The following is a 17,444-nucleotide window of genomic DNA, read 5'->3' on the forward strand; positions in this document are numbered from 1 at the left end:
GAGGTTACATTTGGGAAAAATGGCGTTTACAGAAACACCCATTTACCAAATACAGAGCTCAAAGCAAAAGGAGTCGGTTTAGTATGAGTATGGCCATCAAGTACGTAGGTTTAGACGTATCCAAATCCAAAATCGCGGTTGCCTTCGCGGATGAGGGACGAGGAGAAGCACGGTACTTTGGCGTCATCGAGCATAGCAAGGAAGCGGTATTGAAACTCCTGCAAAGGCTGCGTCGTCCGGGTGAGAAAGAGGAGGTGACTTTAAGGGTCTGTTACGAGGCAGGTCCCACCGGCTATGTGCTCTATCGTTGGCTATTGACGGCAGGCATCGCTTGCAGCGTGGTCGCGCCCTCGCTCATTCCCAAGCGTGCCGGCGACCGGGTCAAAACAGACAAACGGGATGCCATTCGACTCGCACAGCTGTATCGCGCAGGAGAACTGACGCCGGTATACGTGCCCACGCCAGCAGACGAAAGCTTGCGGGATCTCGTTCGCGCACGCGAGGATGCGGTCGAGGATTTGAATCGTTTTAAGCAACGACTGGGCAAGTTTCTGCTTCGCCACCAGCTTCAGGACGCCAAAGGCGCCAAACCCGGAACTTTCGCGTACGAGGAATGGCTGGATACGCTGCGTTTTCCCGAGGACAGCTGCAAACAAATGACCTTTCAGGAGTACCGCCAATCGATTTGGGAAACGAAGGAGCGAATCAAACGATACGAAAAGCAAATTGAAGAACAAGCCGCTTTAAGCGAGCAGGCGCCGGTCGTTCAAGCGCTGCAAGCCTTGCGAGGCGTAGCAGCCGTCACAGCCGTTACGCTTTCATCCGAGATGATGAGCAGCGACCGCTTTCACTCCGCCTCTTCGTTTATGAGTTACTGCGGACTGGTCAGCAGCGAATACTCCTCGGGAGGCAGCCGCTGGCAAGGCCGTATTACGAAAGCCGGGAATGCGCATCTGCGTCGGGTACTGGTGGAAGCCGCGAAAAGTTACCGACACGCGCCCGCGATTCGCAGAAGAATGCGCGACCGTATCGAGGGGCTGCCACCGGAGGTTCAGTCGATTGCCTGGAGCGCGCAGCATCGATTACACAAGAAGTATTGGAGTCTGGCGCGAAGAGGAAAGCACAAGGGTTGCATCGCGGTCGCGATTGCCAGAGAACTGGCGGGGTTTGTATGGGCGATTGCTAAGGAGATCGAGAAGCTTCGTTTGCAAGCAGCGGTGTAAACAACGGGTCCGAACAAAGGAGGCGATTGAGGGGAAGCGATTCTTTTTTTACCTCAGAGGCAAAATCAGGCAAGGTGGAGAGAAAACCGCGTGAGCCGCTTGAGCAAGCGAATGCTTATGCTCGTCAATAGTTAGCGGGTAAGCTCTCTCCAGACGTATGAATAACATGTGTGAATCCACGAATATCAGATTGCCGACCAGCGAATTGCTTTTGCCTCTGAGCTAAAGAAGAATTGGCCCCTTCCGTCCCCTAAAGGGGAAACGCAGGGAGCGACGCCCCCTGCACCCCGTTACTCGCCGTAGGGGCACCTCCGGGCATTTCCATGCCGGAGATCCAGAAAAGTATGGGAAATGATGCGACCGCCTGTAAAGAAAATCGCTTGACAGGCTTCTATTCGCTATTGTCAAAAACACGGGTGCAAACAGAGACGCTTGACAGTTTCGTTCATATCAGAGGCTCCTGGGTCCGCAACGTGCCCCCCGCAATGCCACCATCCGCACCGTAATCACCACTACAGCAGCATCACAGCCAGTAACTCCTGCTTTCCCGACCGGACGCGCCAAATGGACTCAGCGGCCGCTATTTTAGAGGTTTGAGCGCATATGGCGGAGGTAGCGGACCGAGGCGCCGTTATTTGTGAAAAAGCGGAGGGATTGCGTACCTGAAGCGACGAATAGCGGCACCTGAGTCCACAAAGACGCGAAAACGAGCGATATTCGAGAAATAGAGGCTCCTGGGTCCGCAAACTCGGCCCATAACGCCGCCAACCCCATCTCGCCCCCCGCAGCGCCGCCATCTCCAATGCGCATTCGCAGCGCCGCCATCGGCAACGGCTCCCGCAAAACCACCGCCGCCACACCCCCACGCAACTATCGCCCCTCACCGATTATGGCTCCGTCTGAATTCGCTCGGCGTCAGTCCCGTATACCGCTTGAACACGCGGTTGAACGAGGCGACGGTGTAGTAGCCGACGAGCGAAGCGATCTCCTGGATGAGCAGATCGGTGTCCCGCAGCATCTGGCTCGCTTTGTTGATGCGCACGGTCAGGATGTAGTCGCTGAGATTCGTGCCCGTCTTTTCCTTGAAGTAAGTGGACAAATAAGGACCCGTAATGCCCAGCTTGCCCGCGATCGCGTCGAGCGACAGATCTTCCCCGAAGCGCGCCTCCACGTATTCCATGACGAACTTCGTGATGATGTCGGTCTCCGACTTTTTCGCGCGCACGGCTTCGGCGGACCGCGACAGAAACTTTTCGAAAAAAGCCTTGTATTGCTCCAGCGTATAGCAGCCCTTCAACTGCTCGTAAGGCGATCCGCCGTCGGCGAAGGTCGTGAACGAGATGTTTTGCGCGTACAAAATTTTGATCGTCCGATTGACGACGTCCCGGGCGAAGTCCTGAAACTGATGGGCAAGCGCCCCCGCGCGCGCGAGCTGGTCGAGCAGCTGGTGCACGAGCGGCACCGTCACGTCGTCGCAGCCGGCCTGCAGGTTCGCCGCGAGCTCCTGCTCCTCCGAAGGCGCGGGGATCATGAGCGAAGGCTGCGGGACCCATTCGCCGATCACCTGCACGTCCTCGCCCAGCCTGCGCTGCTTGACCAGGTCGAGGACGTCCTGGTACGTCTCCGCGAAGTCGGCGGAGTGGCTGCGGATCGGACTGATCGCGATCGTGAAGTTGCAGTACGGGATATCCGTGCCGAGCATGCGGACCAGCTCGTCCATATTCTCGTCCTGCCGATCCGCACCGCGGTCGTTTTGCACGAACAAGATGGACAGGATCTGGTCCTTCTCCAGCTGGAAGGTCAGGGAGTCGTCGTACCGGCTGGAGAAATGCGCGTCGATCAGCTCCTTATACATGTTGAAGGCGCGTTGCGGCGCGTTCGCGATCTCTTTGGCGAAGCGTTCCTTGAAGTCGATCTGCGACAGCACGAGCCGATAGTGCGCGTCCGAATCGACGGTCGCCGGGAGCTGTTCGCCGCCGCCGTGGATTTTTTTTCAGCTTCTTCATATAAGCGAACTGCTGCAGCAGGTTGTTTTTGGCGAGCAGGTCTTCATGATATTCTCGGTTGGAGCGCGACAAGTCGCTTAACGTGTCGTGCAGCAGGTTGAATTCCTTGATCCGGCTCCCCCTCGCCGGCGGGGACGCCGACCGCGCGCAGGGACTGGACCGACCGGATCATGTTGGCGAGCGGATTGTGGAATCGCTTGGAGAACCAATAGGACACGGCAAGGCCGATCAGCACCGACAGCGCGAGCAGCCCCATCATGATCAGGTTCAGTCTGCTAAGCTGCGCCGCCAGCCCTTTGTCGGATACCTTTTCGACGTACGCGAACCCGGTCTCCCCGCCAGTCCGATAGAAGTAGTAGCTGTCGTCGATCTTGACGTAGCCCTTACCGCTCTTGCCGGCAACCTCCGAAGGAAGCGAGAGACCGTCGCCGGAGGAAAAGAGCGCGCGGCCGCCGCCGTCGACGATATAAAACGTGCTGTCGGGCTTGGCCTGGTGGAAGGCCGCATAAATGCGATCCGCGTTCAGAAAAGCGATGAAGGCAAAGTCGTGATCGTAGCCGTTTTTGACCAGGATGGGCAGCAGCGTCCCGAGCGGCTTGCGCTCGAACGGCGTGACGGACGCGAACGAGCCGGCCGGGTACACTTTAAAGCTCTCCTCGCCGTCCATCTCGCGCCGCCAGAAGTCAGCCGTGTACGAAGGCTCATAGTAAAATTTCGAAAACATCGTATCCGCGTCCCGCGTGCCGTCCCGATCGATGATGAAGTCGTCGCCGCGAAAATAATAGACGATATTGTCCAAATAAAGCGAGGTATTGTTCAAATTATGCGCCAGCGACTTCTGCACGTCGACCACGACGTCGTACCGTCTCATGGGATCGCCGCGCTTCAAAATTTCCGTGTCGTTGTCGAACAAGGAGCCGAGCATGAAGCTTCGGACCAGCTTGATATGCTTCTCGTAATTGGCGGCCGTCGCGTTCAGGTTAAGGCTGCTGTTCAGGATGATCTCGTCGCGGATGCTTTGCCTGAAAAACGTGAAGGCGACCCAATTGATCGATACCAGAAGGAGAATGATCGCGATGAAGCTGCCGAACAAGGTGTAGAAAAGAGACATCTGGTTTTTGGCCGTCCCCCGGAATCGCGCCGTCCATTTCATCCGATTACTCCTTTTTTAACAATATCGTCGATCAAGCTTTACATAAAACTGAGTATAGCCCCGTGTCAGCTTTTTGCTCAATACGCATCGCTTCGGATCCTTATCCTTTTTTACGATCGCCCCTGATTCCCCCTCGTATTTTAAGATTCGACAAGAACCGTAAGATTCCCTGATGGCGAGCCGGCCGCCGCCCTTGCTATGATGACCGCATTCGAACGGAGGAGGCGGTCTTACAAATGGGTTATCGCGTGGCCGTGATCGGAGCCGGCATCATCGCGGGCTCGCATCTGAAGGCGATGCGCAGTATGGATGCGCTCGCGCCCTGCGCGATCGCGGATATTGCCCGGGATCGGGCGGACGCCCTGGCGGCGGAGCACGGCATCCCGTCCTACGCGGACTACAAACAAATGATCGAAAAAGAACGGCCGGATATCGCGGTCGTCACCCTGCCTCATTATTTGCACAGGGAAGCCGCGTGCTTCGCCGCAGCCCGAGGCTGCCATGTCATGCTCGAGAAGCCGATGGCGATGAGCGCGAGCGAATGCGACGAGATCATCGAAGCCGTATATGCGGGCGGGGTGAAGCTGATGGTCGGGCATACGCAGCATTACGACGCGGTCAATCTGGCGGCCAAAGCCTGGATCGACGGCGGCCGGCTCGGGCGTCTGACGATGATCGGCGACAGGCGCCACCAACGGTACGATACGCCAACGAGGCCGGCATGGTTTTTCGAAAAGGCGAAGGCGGGCGGCGGTATTTTGACGAATCTGGGCTCGCATTCGATCGACAAAATTCAATGGCTGACCGGCGAGCGAATCGCGAGCGTAACGTCACGCATTCGCTATGCGGAGATGAGAGGGGATATCGAAGGCGGCGGCTCGGCTTTTCTCGTGACCGAATCCGGCATCCCCGCGACGCTGTCGCAGTCGGGCTATCCTGGCGCCGTCGTCGACGAGACGGAGTTTCGGTTCACCGGCGGCAGCATGAAGCTGCTGACGGGCAGGGAGCTGTGGATCAGCGAAGGCGGCGATTACGAACAGGTCCCCGTGCCGCCGCAGCCGGACCCGTTCGTCCGCCAGTTCGAAGATTTGCTCGGCGCGATTCGGGACAACCGCGAGCCCGAATGCTCGATGGCCTACTCCCGCAGCGTCGTGGCGGTCGTAGAGAGTCTATACCGCTCGCATGAACGAGGGGCGGAAACGCAGGTCGAACGTTAAAAAGCGCAAGAAGCTTCGCAATCGCAGCAAAAACCGAAGAAATGCGAGGTTTCCGCAAATCGCATCATTGCGCCGCTTCCGCAGCATTCATTAAGCTAGGCGGCATAGACACATCGCTTCAGACTGGAGGGTCGCAAGTGGCGTTATTCCGATTGAAACTGAACAGAAGCAAGTACCTGCTGCTGCTCTTTTTGCCGGCGCTCGTCTACTACATTCTGTTCAAGTACGTGCCGATGTTCGGCATCCTCATTTCGTTCAAGGATTACAATCCGTTCAAGGGCATCTGGGCGAGCGACTGGGTGGGACTCAAGTATTATTCGATGTTTTTTCACAGTCCGGACTTCCCCAAGCTGCTGAAGAACACCGTCCTGCTCGGCGTCTACAAGGTCGTCTTCGGCTTCCCGGCTCCGATCGTTCTGGCGCTGCTGCTTAACGAAGTCCGGAAGGGCGTCGTCAAGCGGCTCGTGCAATCGATCAGCTATCTGCCTCACTTCATCTCGAACGTCGTCGTCGTGAGCATGATGTTCCTCTTCCTGTCTCCGACCAGCGGCCTCGTCAACCACGTGATCGAATGGATGGGCTACGGCTCCGTCAACTTCATGCAAAACGAGAACTATTTCCGCACGCTCTACATCTTGTCGGAGATCTGGCAGCATATCGGCTGGGAGACGATCATCTATCTCGCGGCGCTAAGCGCCATCGATCCGCAGCTGTACGAGGCGGCGACCGTGGACGGCGCGAGCCGCTGGCACCAGCTGCGCCACATCACGGTGCCCGGCATCATGCCCGCGATCGTCATCCTGTTCATCCTGAACATCGGCCACGTCCTCGACATCGGCTTCGAAAAGGTGCTGCTCATGCTCAATCCGTCGATCTATTCGACGGCGGACGTGCTGAGCACGTACGTATTCCGGACGGGCATCCAGGCGATGAACTACAGCTACGGCACCGCGATCGACCTGTTCACGAGCGTGGTCAACCTGCTCTTCATCCTCACGGCGAACTGGATCAGCCGCAAGACGAGCGAGACGAGCTTATGGTGAGGAAAGGAGCGAACGCGTCATGAAGCCCAAATTCGGTCTATTCGATGTCATTTTGTATGTCGTGCTGTTCGCCGTCGCCGCGTCCGCGCTGTATCCGTTCATCTATATGATCGCGGTCTCGCTCAGCGGCACCGTGCCCGTGCTGAAGGGCGAAGTGTTCTTCTGGCCGAAGGAATTCAACCTGAACACGTATACGGCGGTCTTCGACAATCCGGAGATCGGACGCGCCTACGTCAATACGATCCTCTATACGGCGATCGGCACGGCCATCTCGCTGATCGTCAGCGCGGCGGGGGGCTTACTCGCTGTCCAAGCGGGACATGCTGTTCCGCAACGGCTTCATGGTCATGGTCGTCATCACGCTCTTTTTCAGCGGCGGCATGATCCCGACCTTTCTCGTCGTCAAAAGCTATCATCTGATCGACACCATCTGGGCGATGGTGCTGCCGGGCGCCGTCAGTACGTGGAATCTGATCGTCATGCGCACGTTTTTCACCGGCATGCCTCAAGAGGTGGAGGAGTCCGGCAAGATCGACGGCTTGACCGACATCGGCATCTTTTTCCGGCTCGTGCTTCCGCTGTCCAAAGCGATACTCGCGACGATCGGCCTCTTCTACGGCGTCGCCATCTGGAACAACTTTTTCTCCGCGCTGCTCTATCTGCGCGACGCCGACCTGTTCCCGCTCCAGGTCATCGTTCGCAACATGGTGCTGCAGGGCTCCGGCGGCGCCAACGGCGCAGGCAACATTGGCGGCGACAGCATGATCGTCGACGAGGCGCTCAAGTACGCCACCATTATCGTGACCACGGTTCCCATCCTATTGATCTACCCGTTCCTCCAGAAGTATTTCGCCAAGGGGGGCGCTCATCGGGTCGGTCAAAGGTTAACATACAGACATGGGAAAAATTCGTTCGGAAAACAGAAAGCGAGGGGCAACAATGAACAAAAAAGACAGCAGTCGTATTATCCGCGGTCATGGGCGCGAGCGTCGTGATCGGCGCGTGCTCGAACAACAACGACGAGGCGAGTCCGTCGCCGTCCGCGTCGGCCTCGACGTCGGCAAGCGCCGGCGCAAGCGCATCCGCAGCGCCCGCGGAGCTCACGCCGCAAACGTTCACGTTCCTGAACTACAGCAATCCGAGCTGGCCGTACGACGCGAACTGGAAGATCTGGTCTTATATTAAGGAGAAGACGGGCGTCACGCTGGACATCCAGCTGCCCGCGGGCAATTTGCTCGAGGACGCGATCAGCCTGGCCATCGCCGGCGGCGACATGCCCGATATCATGTGGACGCAGGAGAAGCGCCTCGCCGACAAGTTCGGCCAGCAGGGAGCGCTCGTCAACATTCTCGACTACGTGGACGACATGCCGAACTTCAAGGCCTGGATGGAGAAGTATCCGGCCGAGACGCAGAACATGCTGTCCTCCGACGGCAAGATGTACGAATTCCCGAATCAGGGGCTCGGGGGAGTCGAACCGACGGACGTGGATGTACCGCGAGGACGTCTTCAAGAAGCTGAACCTGTCGACGCCGAAGACGTGGGACGAGCTGTACGAGACGCTCAAAAAGCTGAAGGCGGAATACCCGGACAGCTATCCGCTTACGGTGCGCAACGGACTGCGTTACTTCGAGGACTTCGCGGCGGGCTTCGGCGTATCGGCGCCGGTCGACGCGCAGCGGGCAAGCGCCTATCTGGACGGGACGAGCGGCGAATGGAAGTATGCGCCGATTCAGCCTGCGTACAAGGACATGCTCGTATATTTCAACAAGTTTTATAAAGACGGACTTATTCCGAAGGACTTCCTGACGATCGATACGAAGATGTGGCAGGATATCGTGTCCACGAACCGCGCGTTCGTCACGCTCGACTATATCGGGCGGATCGACTTTTACAATAGCGCGCTGCGCAAGGACAATCCGGACTTCTCCATGAACTTCATGGCGCCGCCTGCCGGTCCGTCCGGTCTGCAGAAGAACGCGTTCACGGCCGTCACGGAGGAAGGCTTCATGATCTCCTCCAAGTCCAAGAAGATCAAGGACATCGTCAAGTTCATCGACTTCTTCTATTCCGACGAAGGACACGAGCTGGTGAGCTGGGGCAAGGAAGGCGATACCGTCAGCGGCGGCAGCTTCATCGAGAAGTACACGGACATCTCGGATCTGCGCAAGAAGACGGGGCTGTCGACCGACGGCACGTATACCTGGTTCGATTTTAACGCGCACATCTCGGTCTCTTCGCCGGAGCTGAAGTCGGCGTACGAGCAGGCGCCGCAGTTCGACAACGACAAGACGTCGACGCCGCCGTTCACGCCGGAGGAGCAGCAGGTGCTGAGCACGAAGGGCGATTCGCTGAACAGTCACCGCGACGAGAACTTCGCGAAGTTCATCATGGGCACGCGCAGCTTCGACACGTGGGACAAGTTCGTCGAGGAGCAGAAGAAGCTCGGCTACGAGGAGATTCTGGACATTTACAAAAAAGCGGACGAGCGCGCGAAGGCGGCCGTGAAGTAAGCGAACAAGCGAGCGGTTAGCGGAATAAGCAGTTAACGAAAACAAGCAGTAAAAGCAACAAGCAGCAAACGGAATTATCGCAAGCCCCGTTGGTCGAGTCGGCGGGGCTTTGCCATACCCATAGGCGCGAAAGGAAGGTTCTGCATGACTCTTCTCAAGTTGAAAAAGAAGCTGGCGGCCGCGATGGCCGCGCTCCTGCTCGTCTCGAGCGCGCTGGCGGCGCTGCCGCCAAAGGCGGCGGAGGCCGCCGGCGGGGCCGATTCGCCCTTGATCGTCCCTTATGCGCAGCAGCTGAACGCGATGGATTCGGCGACCAACGCCACCGGCGACACCGTTGGCACGGCAGGCGTCGCGCTTGTCCCGAATACCGATCCGGCCTATATCAAGGAAGGCACGGGCTCCAAAAAGTGGCTGCTCGCGATTAACGTCGATGCCGCCAATCCGACGACTTATATCGCGGGCGCGGCGCTGATCTACCCGAAGGTCGCGCCGAGCGTCGATCTGAACGGCTACAGCACGCTGAAGTTCTGGGCCTACAACGTAAAGGCCCGGACGGGCGACCAGGCGGACAAGCCGATCCAGCTTCGTTTTTTCATGAAGGGCGACAGCGAGTATTATTACTACCGCTTGCCGCTCGACTGGACCGGCTGGAAGGAAGTCGAGATCCCGCTGTCCGTCGTCAAGACGCAGACGAGCTCGGCGGGCGTCAAGGCATGGGGACCGCTGGATTACGTCCGGCTCGATCAGGCCGGCGTCGGCGGCACGACGCTCGATCCGACGCTTGGCATGTACCTCGACGACTTCCGCCTGACGGGGACCGGCGAGGTGTATCCGGCCGTCGCGGACAAGCCGTCGGGCGAGTACGTCAACAAGGCGACGGTGTCGCTGTCCAGCGCGACTAAGCCGTCGGTGCTTGCGGGCGTGTACTACAAGCGGGTCGGCGTCGACGGCGACTTCCAGCGTTACAACGCGCCGCTCGTGCTGACCGCGGATACGACGCTTGTCGTCAAGTCGTCGCTCGCGGGAACGGACAGCGCGGAGTCGACCTATAACTATACGTTCGTCTACCGCGACTTCGTCGAGAACGTGACGGCCAGCCCGCCTGCCGGCACGTACGCCGAGGCCAAGACGGTATCGCTGAGCTCGGCCACCGAAGGCGCGGCGATCTCCTACAAGGTCGAAGGCGTGGATGCGGCCTTCAAGCCGTATACGGCGCCGCTGCTCGTCGACCGTTCGCAGACGATTACCGCCAAGGCTGAGTTCGAAGGCAAGGTCAGCGAGGAGACGAGCTACGCCTACGACATCGATCTGTCGAGCAGCTCGAGCCTGCCGATCGGCAACACGGAGACGTTCGCCGGCTGGACGAATACGACGCCGACGGCCTCGCCGGCCGTGCTCGGCAGCTTCTCCGGCAAGTGGACGGACCCGACATCGCCGATCGACGTTACGGACATTGCGAATTCGCCGTGGCAAGCGAACGATCAGCTCGAATTCTGGCTGTATTCGGACCGCGTGTCCAACAAAAAAAGTGTACGTCATCATCAGCACGCCGGACGACGCGAATCCGGGCAACGAATATTTCATGAGCTCCTTTTTCGTCGACTGGCAGGGCTGGAAGAAGCTCGAGCTGCCGTTCAATAAATTCCTTAACTCCAACGGCGGCGCGAAGCTGGACAATATCCGCAAGGTCATTATCCATCCGCGCTGGTACGATTCGGACCCGGTGTCGAGTCCGGACGACAAGCTGTACTTCGACGCGATGGCGCTCGCCAAAAACGCGGTCGAGCCGTCGATCCGGCAGATCGGCAAAAGCGCGCTGCCGGGAAGCGAGGTTCGCTATTCCTTTTCGCTGAAAAACATCGGCGGCGCCGATACGGCCTATGCGCTGTCGCTGAAGACGCCGATGGGAGCAGGCTACGGGACGACGTTCCCGGCGACGACCGCCGTCGCGGCGAACGGCGCCGAGACGGACGTCGACGTGCTGGCGACCGTGCCGGCTTCGGCTGAGGCGGGCAGCGCGACGAAGGCGATCCTGAACGTCCACCCGCTCGCGGGCGGCAAGGATACGACGATCGAACTCAATCTCAAGGTAGGTGCGCCGAGAAGCGTGACGAAGCAGCATCCTTACGTGATGGCGTCTCGGGATCAGTTGGCCGAGGCGAAGAACAAGATCGGAACCTACGGCTGGGCAAGCGACTATCTGGCGGCAATCCGGCTGAAGGCCGACGAATGGGTCGACAAAACGGTGTATTATCCGTCCAAGCCCGGCGGCGAGAGTACGCTTTACGTTTGCGGGGATACGCCGCTCGTCTTCGACTACGACAAGCCGCACGAGCATCTGTGTCCGACCGACGGCACCTGGCACACGGGGGGATGACCTTGACGCGGCATGGCGGTTCACCGCGCATACGCTCAACATCGAGGCCGCGCGCAATCTCGCGCTCGTCTACGCGCTGACCGGCGAGACGAAGTACGCGGCCAAGGCCAAGGAGATTCTGACGCATTATGCGGCGCTGTATCCGAGCTATCCGCTGCAGCCGCTGAACGGCAGAATCTATTATCAGTCGCTCGACGAGGCCGTCCAGATCATCGAACTGGCGCATGCCTACGATCTGATCGAGCCTAGCGGCCTGCTGTCCGACGCGGAGAAGTACGACATCGAGCAGAACCTGTTCGCGCCTTCGGCGAAGACGCTGCAGGGCTACGACGTCGGCAAGTCCAACTGGCAGACGTGGCACAACGCGGCGATCGGCACGATCGGAGCGATTCTGGAGGACAAGACGCTGATGGATTTCTCCGTTGAGGGCCGCAGCGGGTTCAACTTCCAGATGGCGAACAGCGTGCTGTCCGACGGCTTCTGGTACGAGGGCGCGATCGGGTACCATTTCTATGCGCAGTCCGCGTTGTTCGATCACGCGCAGGCGCTGCTCGGCATGGGCTACGACCTTTTCGCCAACCCGAACTTCAAGAAAATGTACGACGCGACGCTGCAGTACGCGTTCCCGGACCTCGGCATCATCAACGGCAACGACTCCGGCAAATACCCGACGAGCCTGGCGGCGCCGGGACGCGTTGTGCCGATGGATTACGAGGCCGTCTACGCGCACTATGGCGATCCTGTCTATGCAGCGCTGCTTAACAAGCTTTATGCGGATAAAGGCCGTGTCAGAGGCGGGTTCGTCGTGCCGGGCAATACCGCTTCCGGCATTGCGGGCGAGCAGGCGGTCTTCTATGGCGCCGAGACGATTCCGAGCGGAGGATCGCTGTCCGCGGAGAGTATGAACTTCACCGGGCTCGGCCACTCGGTGCTGCGCGCCGGGGAGGGCGCGGATCAACTGTACGCGCTCGTCGACTACGGCCTGCACGGCGGCTATCACGGACATCCCGACAAGCTGCATCTCGAGATATTCGGCCAGGGCGAACGTCTCGCGCCGGATCTCGGCATTCCGCCTTACAGCAATTCGATGTACGAGTCCTACTATAAAAAGTCGTTCGCCCACAATACGGTGCTGATCGACGGGGATACGCAGCAGATCCCGACGGCGAACGGCGCGGAAACGTACGAGCCGACGAAGCTGTTCCTGCAATCCGGACCGCTCGGCATCATGACCAATACGTCAAGCCAGGCCTACGCGGGCATGGACCGGTACGAGCGCACCGTCGCGGTGACGAAGGATTACCTGATCGATCTATTCAGCGTCGCCTCCGGCACGGAGCGACAGTACGATTGGGTGCTGCACGGCATGGGCGACTTCCAGGCGGACCAGGCGATGACGCCGTATGCAGGTCCGCTCGGCACGAAGGACGCTTACTCCTTCTTCCGGAACGGCAAGTCGCAGGACGTAACCGGCAAGTGGGAGGGCGCCTGGAAGCTGCCGTCCGGCAACGGGCTGAAGCTGTTCAGCCTCACCGCCGCGCCCGATGCGCCGACGCAGATGATCGTGGGCGAAGCGCCGGGACCGGGCAACGCGACCGACGTCTATACGCCGACGCTGGTGAACCGCGTGCAGGCGAAGAGCGCGCAATTCGTCAGCGTGTTGGAGCCGTATGCCGGGGAGAGCGCGATCGCCTCCGCCGACAGGACGGAGGACGGGCGGATCCAAGTGAAGCTGAGGGACGGACGCGAACAAGTCTTCTATTATAATGCGAATGCGGAGACGGCCGGCGCGCTGCAATATTACTTCGTCGACGGGAAAGAAGGGACTGCGGCTCAGGTGAGGCCGACTGCCGGCTACGCGGGCGGCGTGCTTGATCTTGCCGCCGGCGTTGACGGCGCGTTCGACAGCCTGACGGTCGTCGTATACGCGCCAGGCACGACCAAGGTGCGCTGGAACGGCGAAGAGATCGCCTTCAAAGCGGACAACGGCTTCGTTATGGCGAGCGTGCAGTCGGAAGACGAGCCCGAGCCTTCCACTTCGCCTTCGCCCTCGCCGTCGGCAACCCCGACTCCGACGCCAACCCCAACGCCGACACCAACGCCGGATTATGGGACGCCGCCGACGCCGACCCCTGCCAAGCAGGCGGAGCGGCAGGTGCAGGCCGGAGAGGCCGCCTCGCTGACGCTTGGCCAGGAAGTCACCGTAACGATACCGGCCGGCGCGTTAAATCAAACCGCGACCTACAAGATCGCCAAGCTGGAAGACGCGGCCATCGTTGCGCAGCTCCTGAAGGATGGCGATCGCGCGGCGAGCCCGATCTACGAGATCACGAAGAGCGAGCCGGGCCAATTCGGCGCGCCGATCAAGATCCGGTTGATGTTCGACCCCGCCAAGATTGGCGAAGGGCAAAAGCCGTCCATTCATTATTACGACGAAACGCAAAAGAAGTGGGTGGAGATGGGGGGCACGGTCGACGGCAATGCCGTCGAGGTCGCGTCCGACCATCTTACCAAGTTCGCCGTACTCGCCGTGAACGCATCCCCGGATGCGGCATTTACAGATACGCAAGGGCACTGGGCGAGCGCCGACATTCAGGCCGCAGCGAAGGCAGGTATCGTGAAGGGTTATGAGGACGGCACCTTCAAGCCCGATCGGCGCGTCACGCGCGCGGAGTTCAGCGTCATGCTGATGAATGCGCTCCAGCCCGAAGAACGGACCGGCGCCGTGCCGGACTTCGCCGACCGCGATCAGCTCGGCGACTGGGCGGCCGAGGCCGTCGCGCAGGCGGTCAAAGCCGGCATCCTGCACGGCTACGACGATCGCACGCTCCGGCCGAACGCCGGGCTGACCCGCGCGCAGCTCGCGGTCATGCTCGCGGCCGCGCTGGGCGGCGGGCGTGAAGCGGATTCCGTCACCTCCGCCTTCGCCGACGAAGCGCGCATCCCTGCCTGGGCGACCGGCGCCGTGCGCGCGGTTCAAGCGGCGGGCCTCATGAAAGGCCGCGCCGCCGGACGCTTCGAGCCCGACGGAACCGTCACCCGCGCCGAAGCGGCGACGGTCGTCGTACGTATAATCGAGCTCATGGAGGCCAAGGCGCGTCCATAAGCTCGCCGTAAAAATATGCCGCTGGCGCCCGTATTCGGGCGGCCGGCGGCATTTTAGTATCCCGAGTGATTTTGAAAAAGATAAATGTAAACGGCGTCGACCTCGCCCTGGTGCCAATCCCTAAACTGCATGAGCGAATGCAGGAGCAGGGCGTTAAGTTTCTAAAGTAGGGCGAAAAAAGAAGACCGCCAAGGAGCAGGCGCGGTTCCCGCGCGGTCTTTTTTGCTATAAGATGCGTATGGGCTCTTACGGATTCGTAGAAGTTCTTCATGTTCAAATCTTGACAATAATAAGCTGTGTAACTATTATAGTTACATAAAGAAGGAGGTGAGCGAAGTCAAAATCAGCACCAGATTCTCTGTAGCGATTCATATACTGAGCATGTTGTCGATGGGTAAAAATACGATCTGTACGTCTGAGCTGTTTGCGAGCAGTGTAAACACAAATCCGGTTGTTATTCGTCGAATAACCGGTATGTTGAAAAAAGCAGGCTTCATCAATGTGAATTTAGGTTATGGGGGAACGACGCTTTTAAAGCCAGTCGACCAGATAACCTTGCTTGACGTATATCGGGCGGTTGATGCTGTGAAAGAGGGGCACCTGTTTCAGATTCATGAAGATACAGCACTGTCGTGTATTGTTGGAGCTAATATTCAAAATGTTCTTGCGGTTATATTTAAAAAAATCGAAATTTCTATGGAAGATGTTCTCGCTAGCTTCACTATACAAGATGTTGTAAATGATTTATTAAAAAAAGGCACAGTAAGATAAAGGCCTTTTTTTTAGATCACTGTGTAACCGTAACGGTTTCAGTTACATATGAAATTTAAAGGAGAAATTAAAATGGGTAAAATACTTATCACTGGAGCAACAGGCAATCTCGGCATCAGGACGCTGGATCTTCTTCTTCAAAAATTTCCGTCCAATCAGGTCGCTGTACTGGTACGTGATCCGGAATCTGAAAAGATAGAAAGATTTATTAAGGAAGGTGTAGAAGCACACCAGGGCGACTATTTTGATTATAACTCCCTTTTGCGAGCCTTTAATGGTGTTGAAAAATTGATGCTCATTTCCGCGGTAGCATTTACCGACCGCAATACACAACATTTCAACGTCATCGCGGCTGCAAAGCAGGCTGGGGTTAAACAAGTGATCTACACGTCGATCATACGAAAAGAAAATTCAAATCTTATTTTGCCCGAAGTAACGATGTCAGACTTATTTGCCGAACAAGCGCTTAGAGCATCGGGATTAGACTATACCATTCTGCGGAATCCACCGTACCTTGAAACCTTGCATTCGTTTTATGGAGATGCGCTTAAAGTTGGCGGCGTGCGAGTACCGGAGGGTTCCGGTAAAGTAGCCGCTGCATCTCTGGATGATTTGGCGGCAGCCAACGTGGCTGTGCTTACCCAAAGCGGGCACGAAAATCATACCTACAATCTAAGCGGCAGCGAGGGAAGCTCTTTTGCGGACATCGCTGAAGCCCTCTCGGAGATTAGCGAGAAAAATATCGCTTATGAGACCCTTAGCGAAAATGATTATCTTGAAGCCATGGGCATGCCTGCTTTTACAAATGATTTCTTATTAGGTTGGGTGCGAGCAGTCAACACTGGAGAATTCTCGGAAACATCCGGGGATCTTGAACGTCTGATTGGCCGAAAACCAATGACATATAAGGAATTCTTTAAAAAACAAATAGCCATTTCAACGTGACAAGCATATTTACGATCATCGCGTGCACGCCTTTGATCTTGTGTGTCGCCGTCTCCCTTATCGGGCTGCCGGCGGCATTTTTCTTGTCCGTCTTTCACTCTCGCGAACTGAATATACCGATAAATGCATACGGACACTAACGTCGAATTTCGCCTATGGCCGTGCATACGAATTATAGATTATACTCTCCCATAGAGGAGAGGACGCCATGAGAATCGATGCTCACCAGCACTATTGGTCGATCGAGCGGACGGACTACGGTTGGCTGACGCCGGATAAAGGCGTTTTGTATCGGAATTATAGCCCCGAAGCGCTGAAGCCGTTGTTGACCCGATACGATTTCGATGCGACGATTGCCGTCCAAGCCGCCCCATCGGTCGAGGAGACCTTCTATTTGCTTCGCTTGGGCGAAGCGGAGCCGACGCTGGGCGGCGTGGTAGGGTGGCTTGACCTGACGGATCCGCGGATGGAACGCGACTTCGTCAAGATGCGAGAACACCCGTTATTCGTCGGCATACGCCCGATGATCCAGGATCTTCCCGACGGCTGGATCTTGCAGGATGCGGTCGTGGAAAATATCCGGATGCTTTCGGATGCCGATTTTCCGATCGATCTTCAAGCGCGTCCGCGTCATCTTCCCGACCTGATCCGCTTGGCCGAGCGCGTGCCGAAGCTTCGTGCGGTCGTCGATCATATGGCCAAACCGGAAATCGATCGAGGCGCCTGGCTGCCCTGGAGCGAGCGCGTCGCCGAATTAGCCGGTCACGAAGGAATCTATGCGAAAATATCCGGTTTCTCCGCAGAGCCCGGACGCGAGTGGCGCTTGACGGAGGCACGCCCCTATGTCCGTCATGTGCTGGAAGCGTTCGGACCGGAGCGGGTCATGTTCGGAAGCGACTGGCCGGTTTGCTTGGAGTCGTCCACCTACGATGCGGTTTTGCAAGCGACGATCGATTTCGTTCCGGACGATTGGACCGAAGCGGACCGCGACATGTTATTCGGCAAGAACGCCGGGAAGTTTTATAGGTTAACCTTGAATCCCGTCAAGTGACGCGACGAACGAGCGGCAAGCGCATGCGGCAATGATTCC

General features: G+C 58.1%; 13 protein-coding genes and 1 pseudogene. 12 read left to right on the top strand and 2 right to left on the bottom strand.

The annotated features are described in order from the left end of the window. The first annotated feature begins 83 nt into the window (after nucleotides 1–83). Nucleotides 84–1,223: an IS110 family RNA-guided transposase gene (locus OMP40_RS04040; protein ID WP_277529358.1), complete on the top strand. Its 1,140-nt coding sequence runs from the start codon at nucleotides 84–86 to the stop codon at nucleotides 1,221–1,223. An 880-nt stretch (nucleotides 1,224–2,103) separates the two neighbouring features. On the opposite strand, the gene OMP40_RS04045 is transcribed toward OMP40_RS04040, so the two are convergent. Both OMP40_RS04045 and OMP40_RS04050 read right to left on the bottom strand, forming a co-directional pair. Further along, the gene (locus tag OMP40_RS04045; protein ID WP_277529360.1) at nucleotides 2,104–3,150 is read right to left on the bottom strand and encodes a helix-turn-helix transcriptional regulator; all 1,047 of its coding nucleotides are present in this window, start codon (nucleotides 3,148–3,150) and stop codon (nucleotides 2,104–2,106) included. A 122-nt stretch (nucleotides 3,151–3,272) separates the two neighbouring features. Continuing rightward, entirely contained in the window at nucleotides 3,273–4,382 is a 1,110-nt protein-coding gene (locus OMP40_RS04050; RefSeq protein WP_277529362.1) for a hypothetical protein, read from the bottom strand. Nucleotides 4,383–4,618: 236 nt separating this feature from the next. Here OMP40_RS04050 and OMP40_RS04055 point away from each other — a divergent pair, with 236 nt between their 5' ends. From OMP40_RS04055 to OMP40_RS04105, 11 genes and pseudogenes are all read left to right on the top strand, one after another. Beyond that, nucleotides 4,619–5,599, top strand: coding sequence for a Gfo/Idh/MocA family protein (locus OMP40_RS04055; protein ID WP_277529364.1), 981 nt, complete (start codon nucleotides 4,619–4,621; stop codon nucleotides 5,597–5,599). Nucleotides 5,600–5,751: 152 nt separating this feature from the next. Then, the gene (locus OMP40_RS04060) at nucleotides 5,752–6,642 is read left to right on the top strand and encodes an ABC transporter permease (RefSeq protein ID WP_277529366.1); all 891 of its coding nucleotides are present in this window, start codon (nucleotides 5,752–5,754) and stop codon (nucleotides 6,640–6,642) included. 320 nt (nucleotides 6,643–6,962) lie between these two features. Continuing rightward, nucleotides 6,963–7,637, top strand: a complete 675-nt coding sequence (locus tag OMP40_RS04065) for a carbohydrate ABC transporter permease (RefSeq protein ID WP_338131020.1) — start codon at nucleotides 6,963–6,965, stop codon at nucleotides 7,635–7,637. Further along, nucleotides 7,619–7,984 (top strand): annotated as a pseudogene (locus tag OMP40_RS04070) (extracellular solute-binding protein); the annotation flags it as partial. The gene OMP40_RS04065 and the pseudogene OMP40_RS04070, both read left to right, overlap by 19 nt. Nucleotides 7,985–8,132: 148 nt before the next feature. Further along, on the top strand, nucleotides 8,133–9,155 hold the full coding sequence (locus OMP40_RS04075; RefSeq protein ID WP_277529368.1) for an extracellular solute-binding protein: 1,023 nt from the start codon (nucleotides 8,133–8,135) through the stop codon (nucleotides 9,153–9,155). A 144-nt stretch (nucleotides 9,156–9,299) separates the two neighbouring features. Further along, nucleotides 9,300–10,796 carry a chitobiase/beta-hexosaminidase C-terminal domain-containing protein gene (locus tag OMP40_RS04080; protein ID WP_277529370.1) on the top strand — a complete coding sequence of 499 codons (1,497 nt, stop codon included), beginning with the start codon at nucleotides 9,300–9,302 and terminating at the stop codon, nucleotides 10,794–10,796. Beyond that, nucleotides 10,738–11,532: a COG1470 family protein gene (locus OMP40_RS04085; protein WP_277529372.1), complete on the top strand. Its 795-nt coding sequence runs from the start codon at nucleotides 10,738–10,740 to the stop codon at nucleotides 11,530–11,532. The genes OMP40_RS04080 and OMP40_RS04085 overlap by 59 nt, the downstream gene beginning before the upstream one ends. 40 nt (nucleotides 11,533–11,572) lie before the next feature. Then, nucleotides 11,573–14,638 (top strand): S-layer homology domain-containing protein, encoded by a 3,066-nt coding sequence (locus OMP40_RS04090; RefSeq protein ID WP_277529783.1) that lies wholly within the window; start codon nucleotides 11,573–11,575, stop codon nucleotides 14,636–14,638. A gap of 327 nt (nucleotides 14,639–14,965) precedes the next feature. After that, nucleotides 14,966–15,409, top strand: a complete 444-nt coding sequence (locus OMP40_RS04095) for an Rrf2 family transcriptional regulator (RefSeq protein ID WP_277529374.1) — start codon at nucleotides 14,966–14,968, stop codon at nucleotides 15,407–15,409. Between the two features lie 72 nt (nucleotides 15,410–15,481). Further along, entirely contained in the window at nucleotides 15,482–16,354 is an 873-nt protein-coding gene (locus OMP40_RS04100) for an SDR family oxidoreductase (RefSeq protein ID WP_277529376.1), read from the top strand. A gap of 208 nt (nucleotides 16,355–16,562) precedes the next feature. Further along, nucleotides 16,563–17,405, top strand: a complete 843-nt coding sequence (locus OMP40_RS04105) for an amidohydrolase family protein (protein ID WP_277529379.1) — start codon at nucleotides 16,563–16,565, stop codon at nucleotides 17,403–17,405. Nucleotides 17,406–17,444: the final 39 nt, after the last annotated feature.

The sequence above is a fragment of the Cohnella rhizosphaerae genome (assembly GCF_029525575.1).
Classification (GTDB): domain Bacteria; phylum Bacillota; class Bacilli; order Paenibacillales; family Paenibacillaceae; genus Cohnella; species Cohnella rhizosphaerae.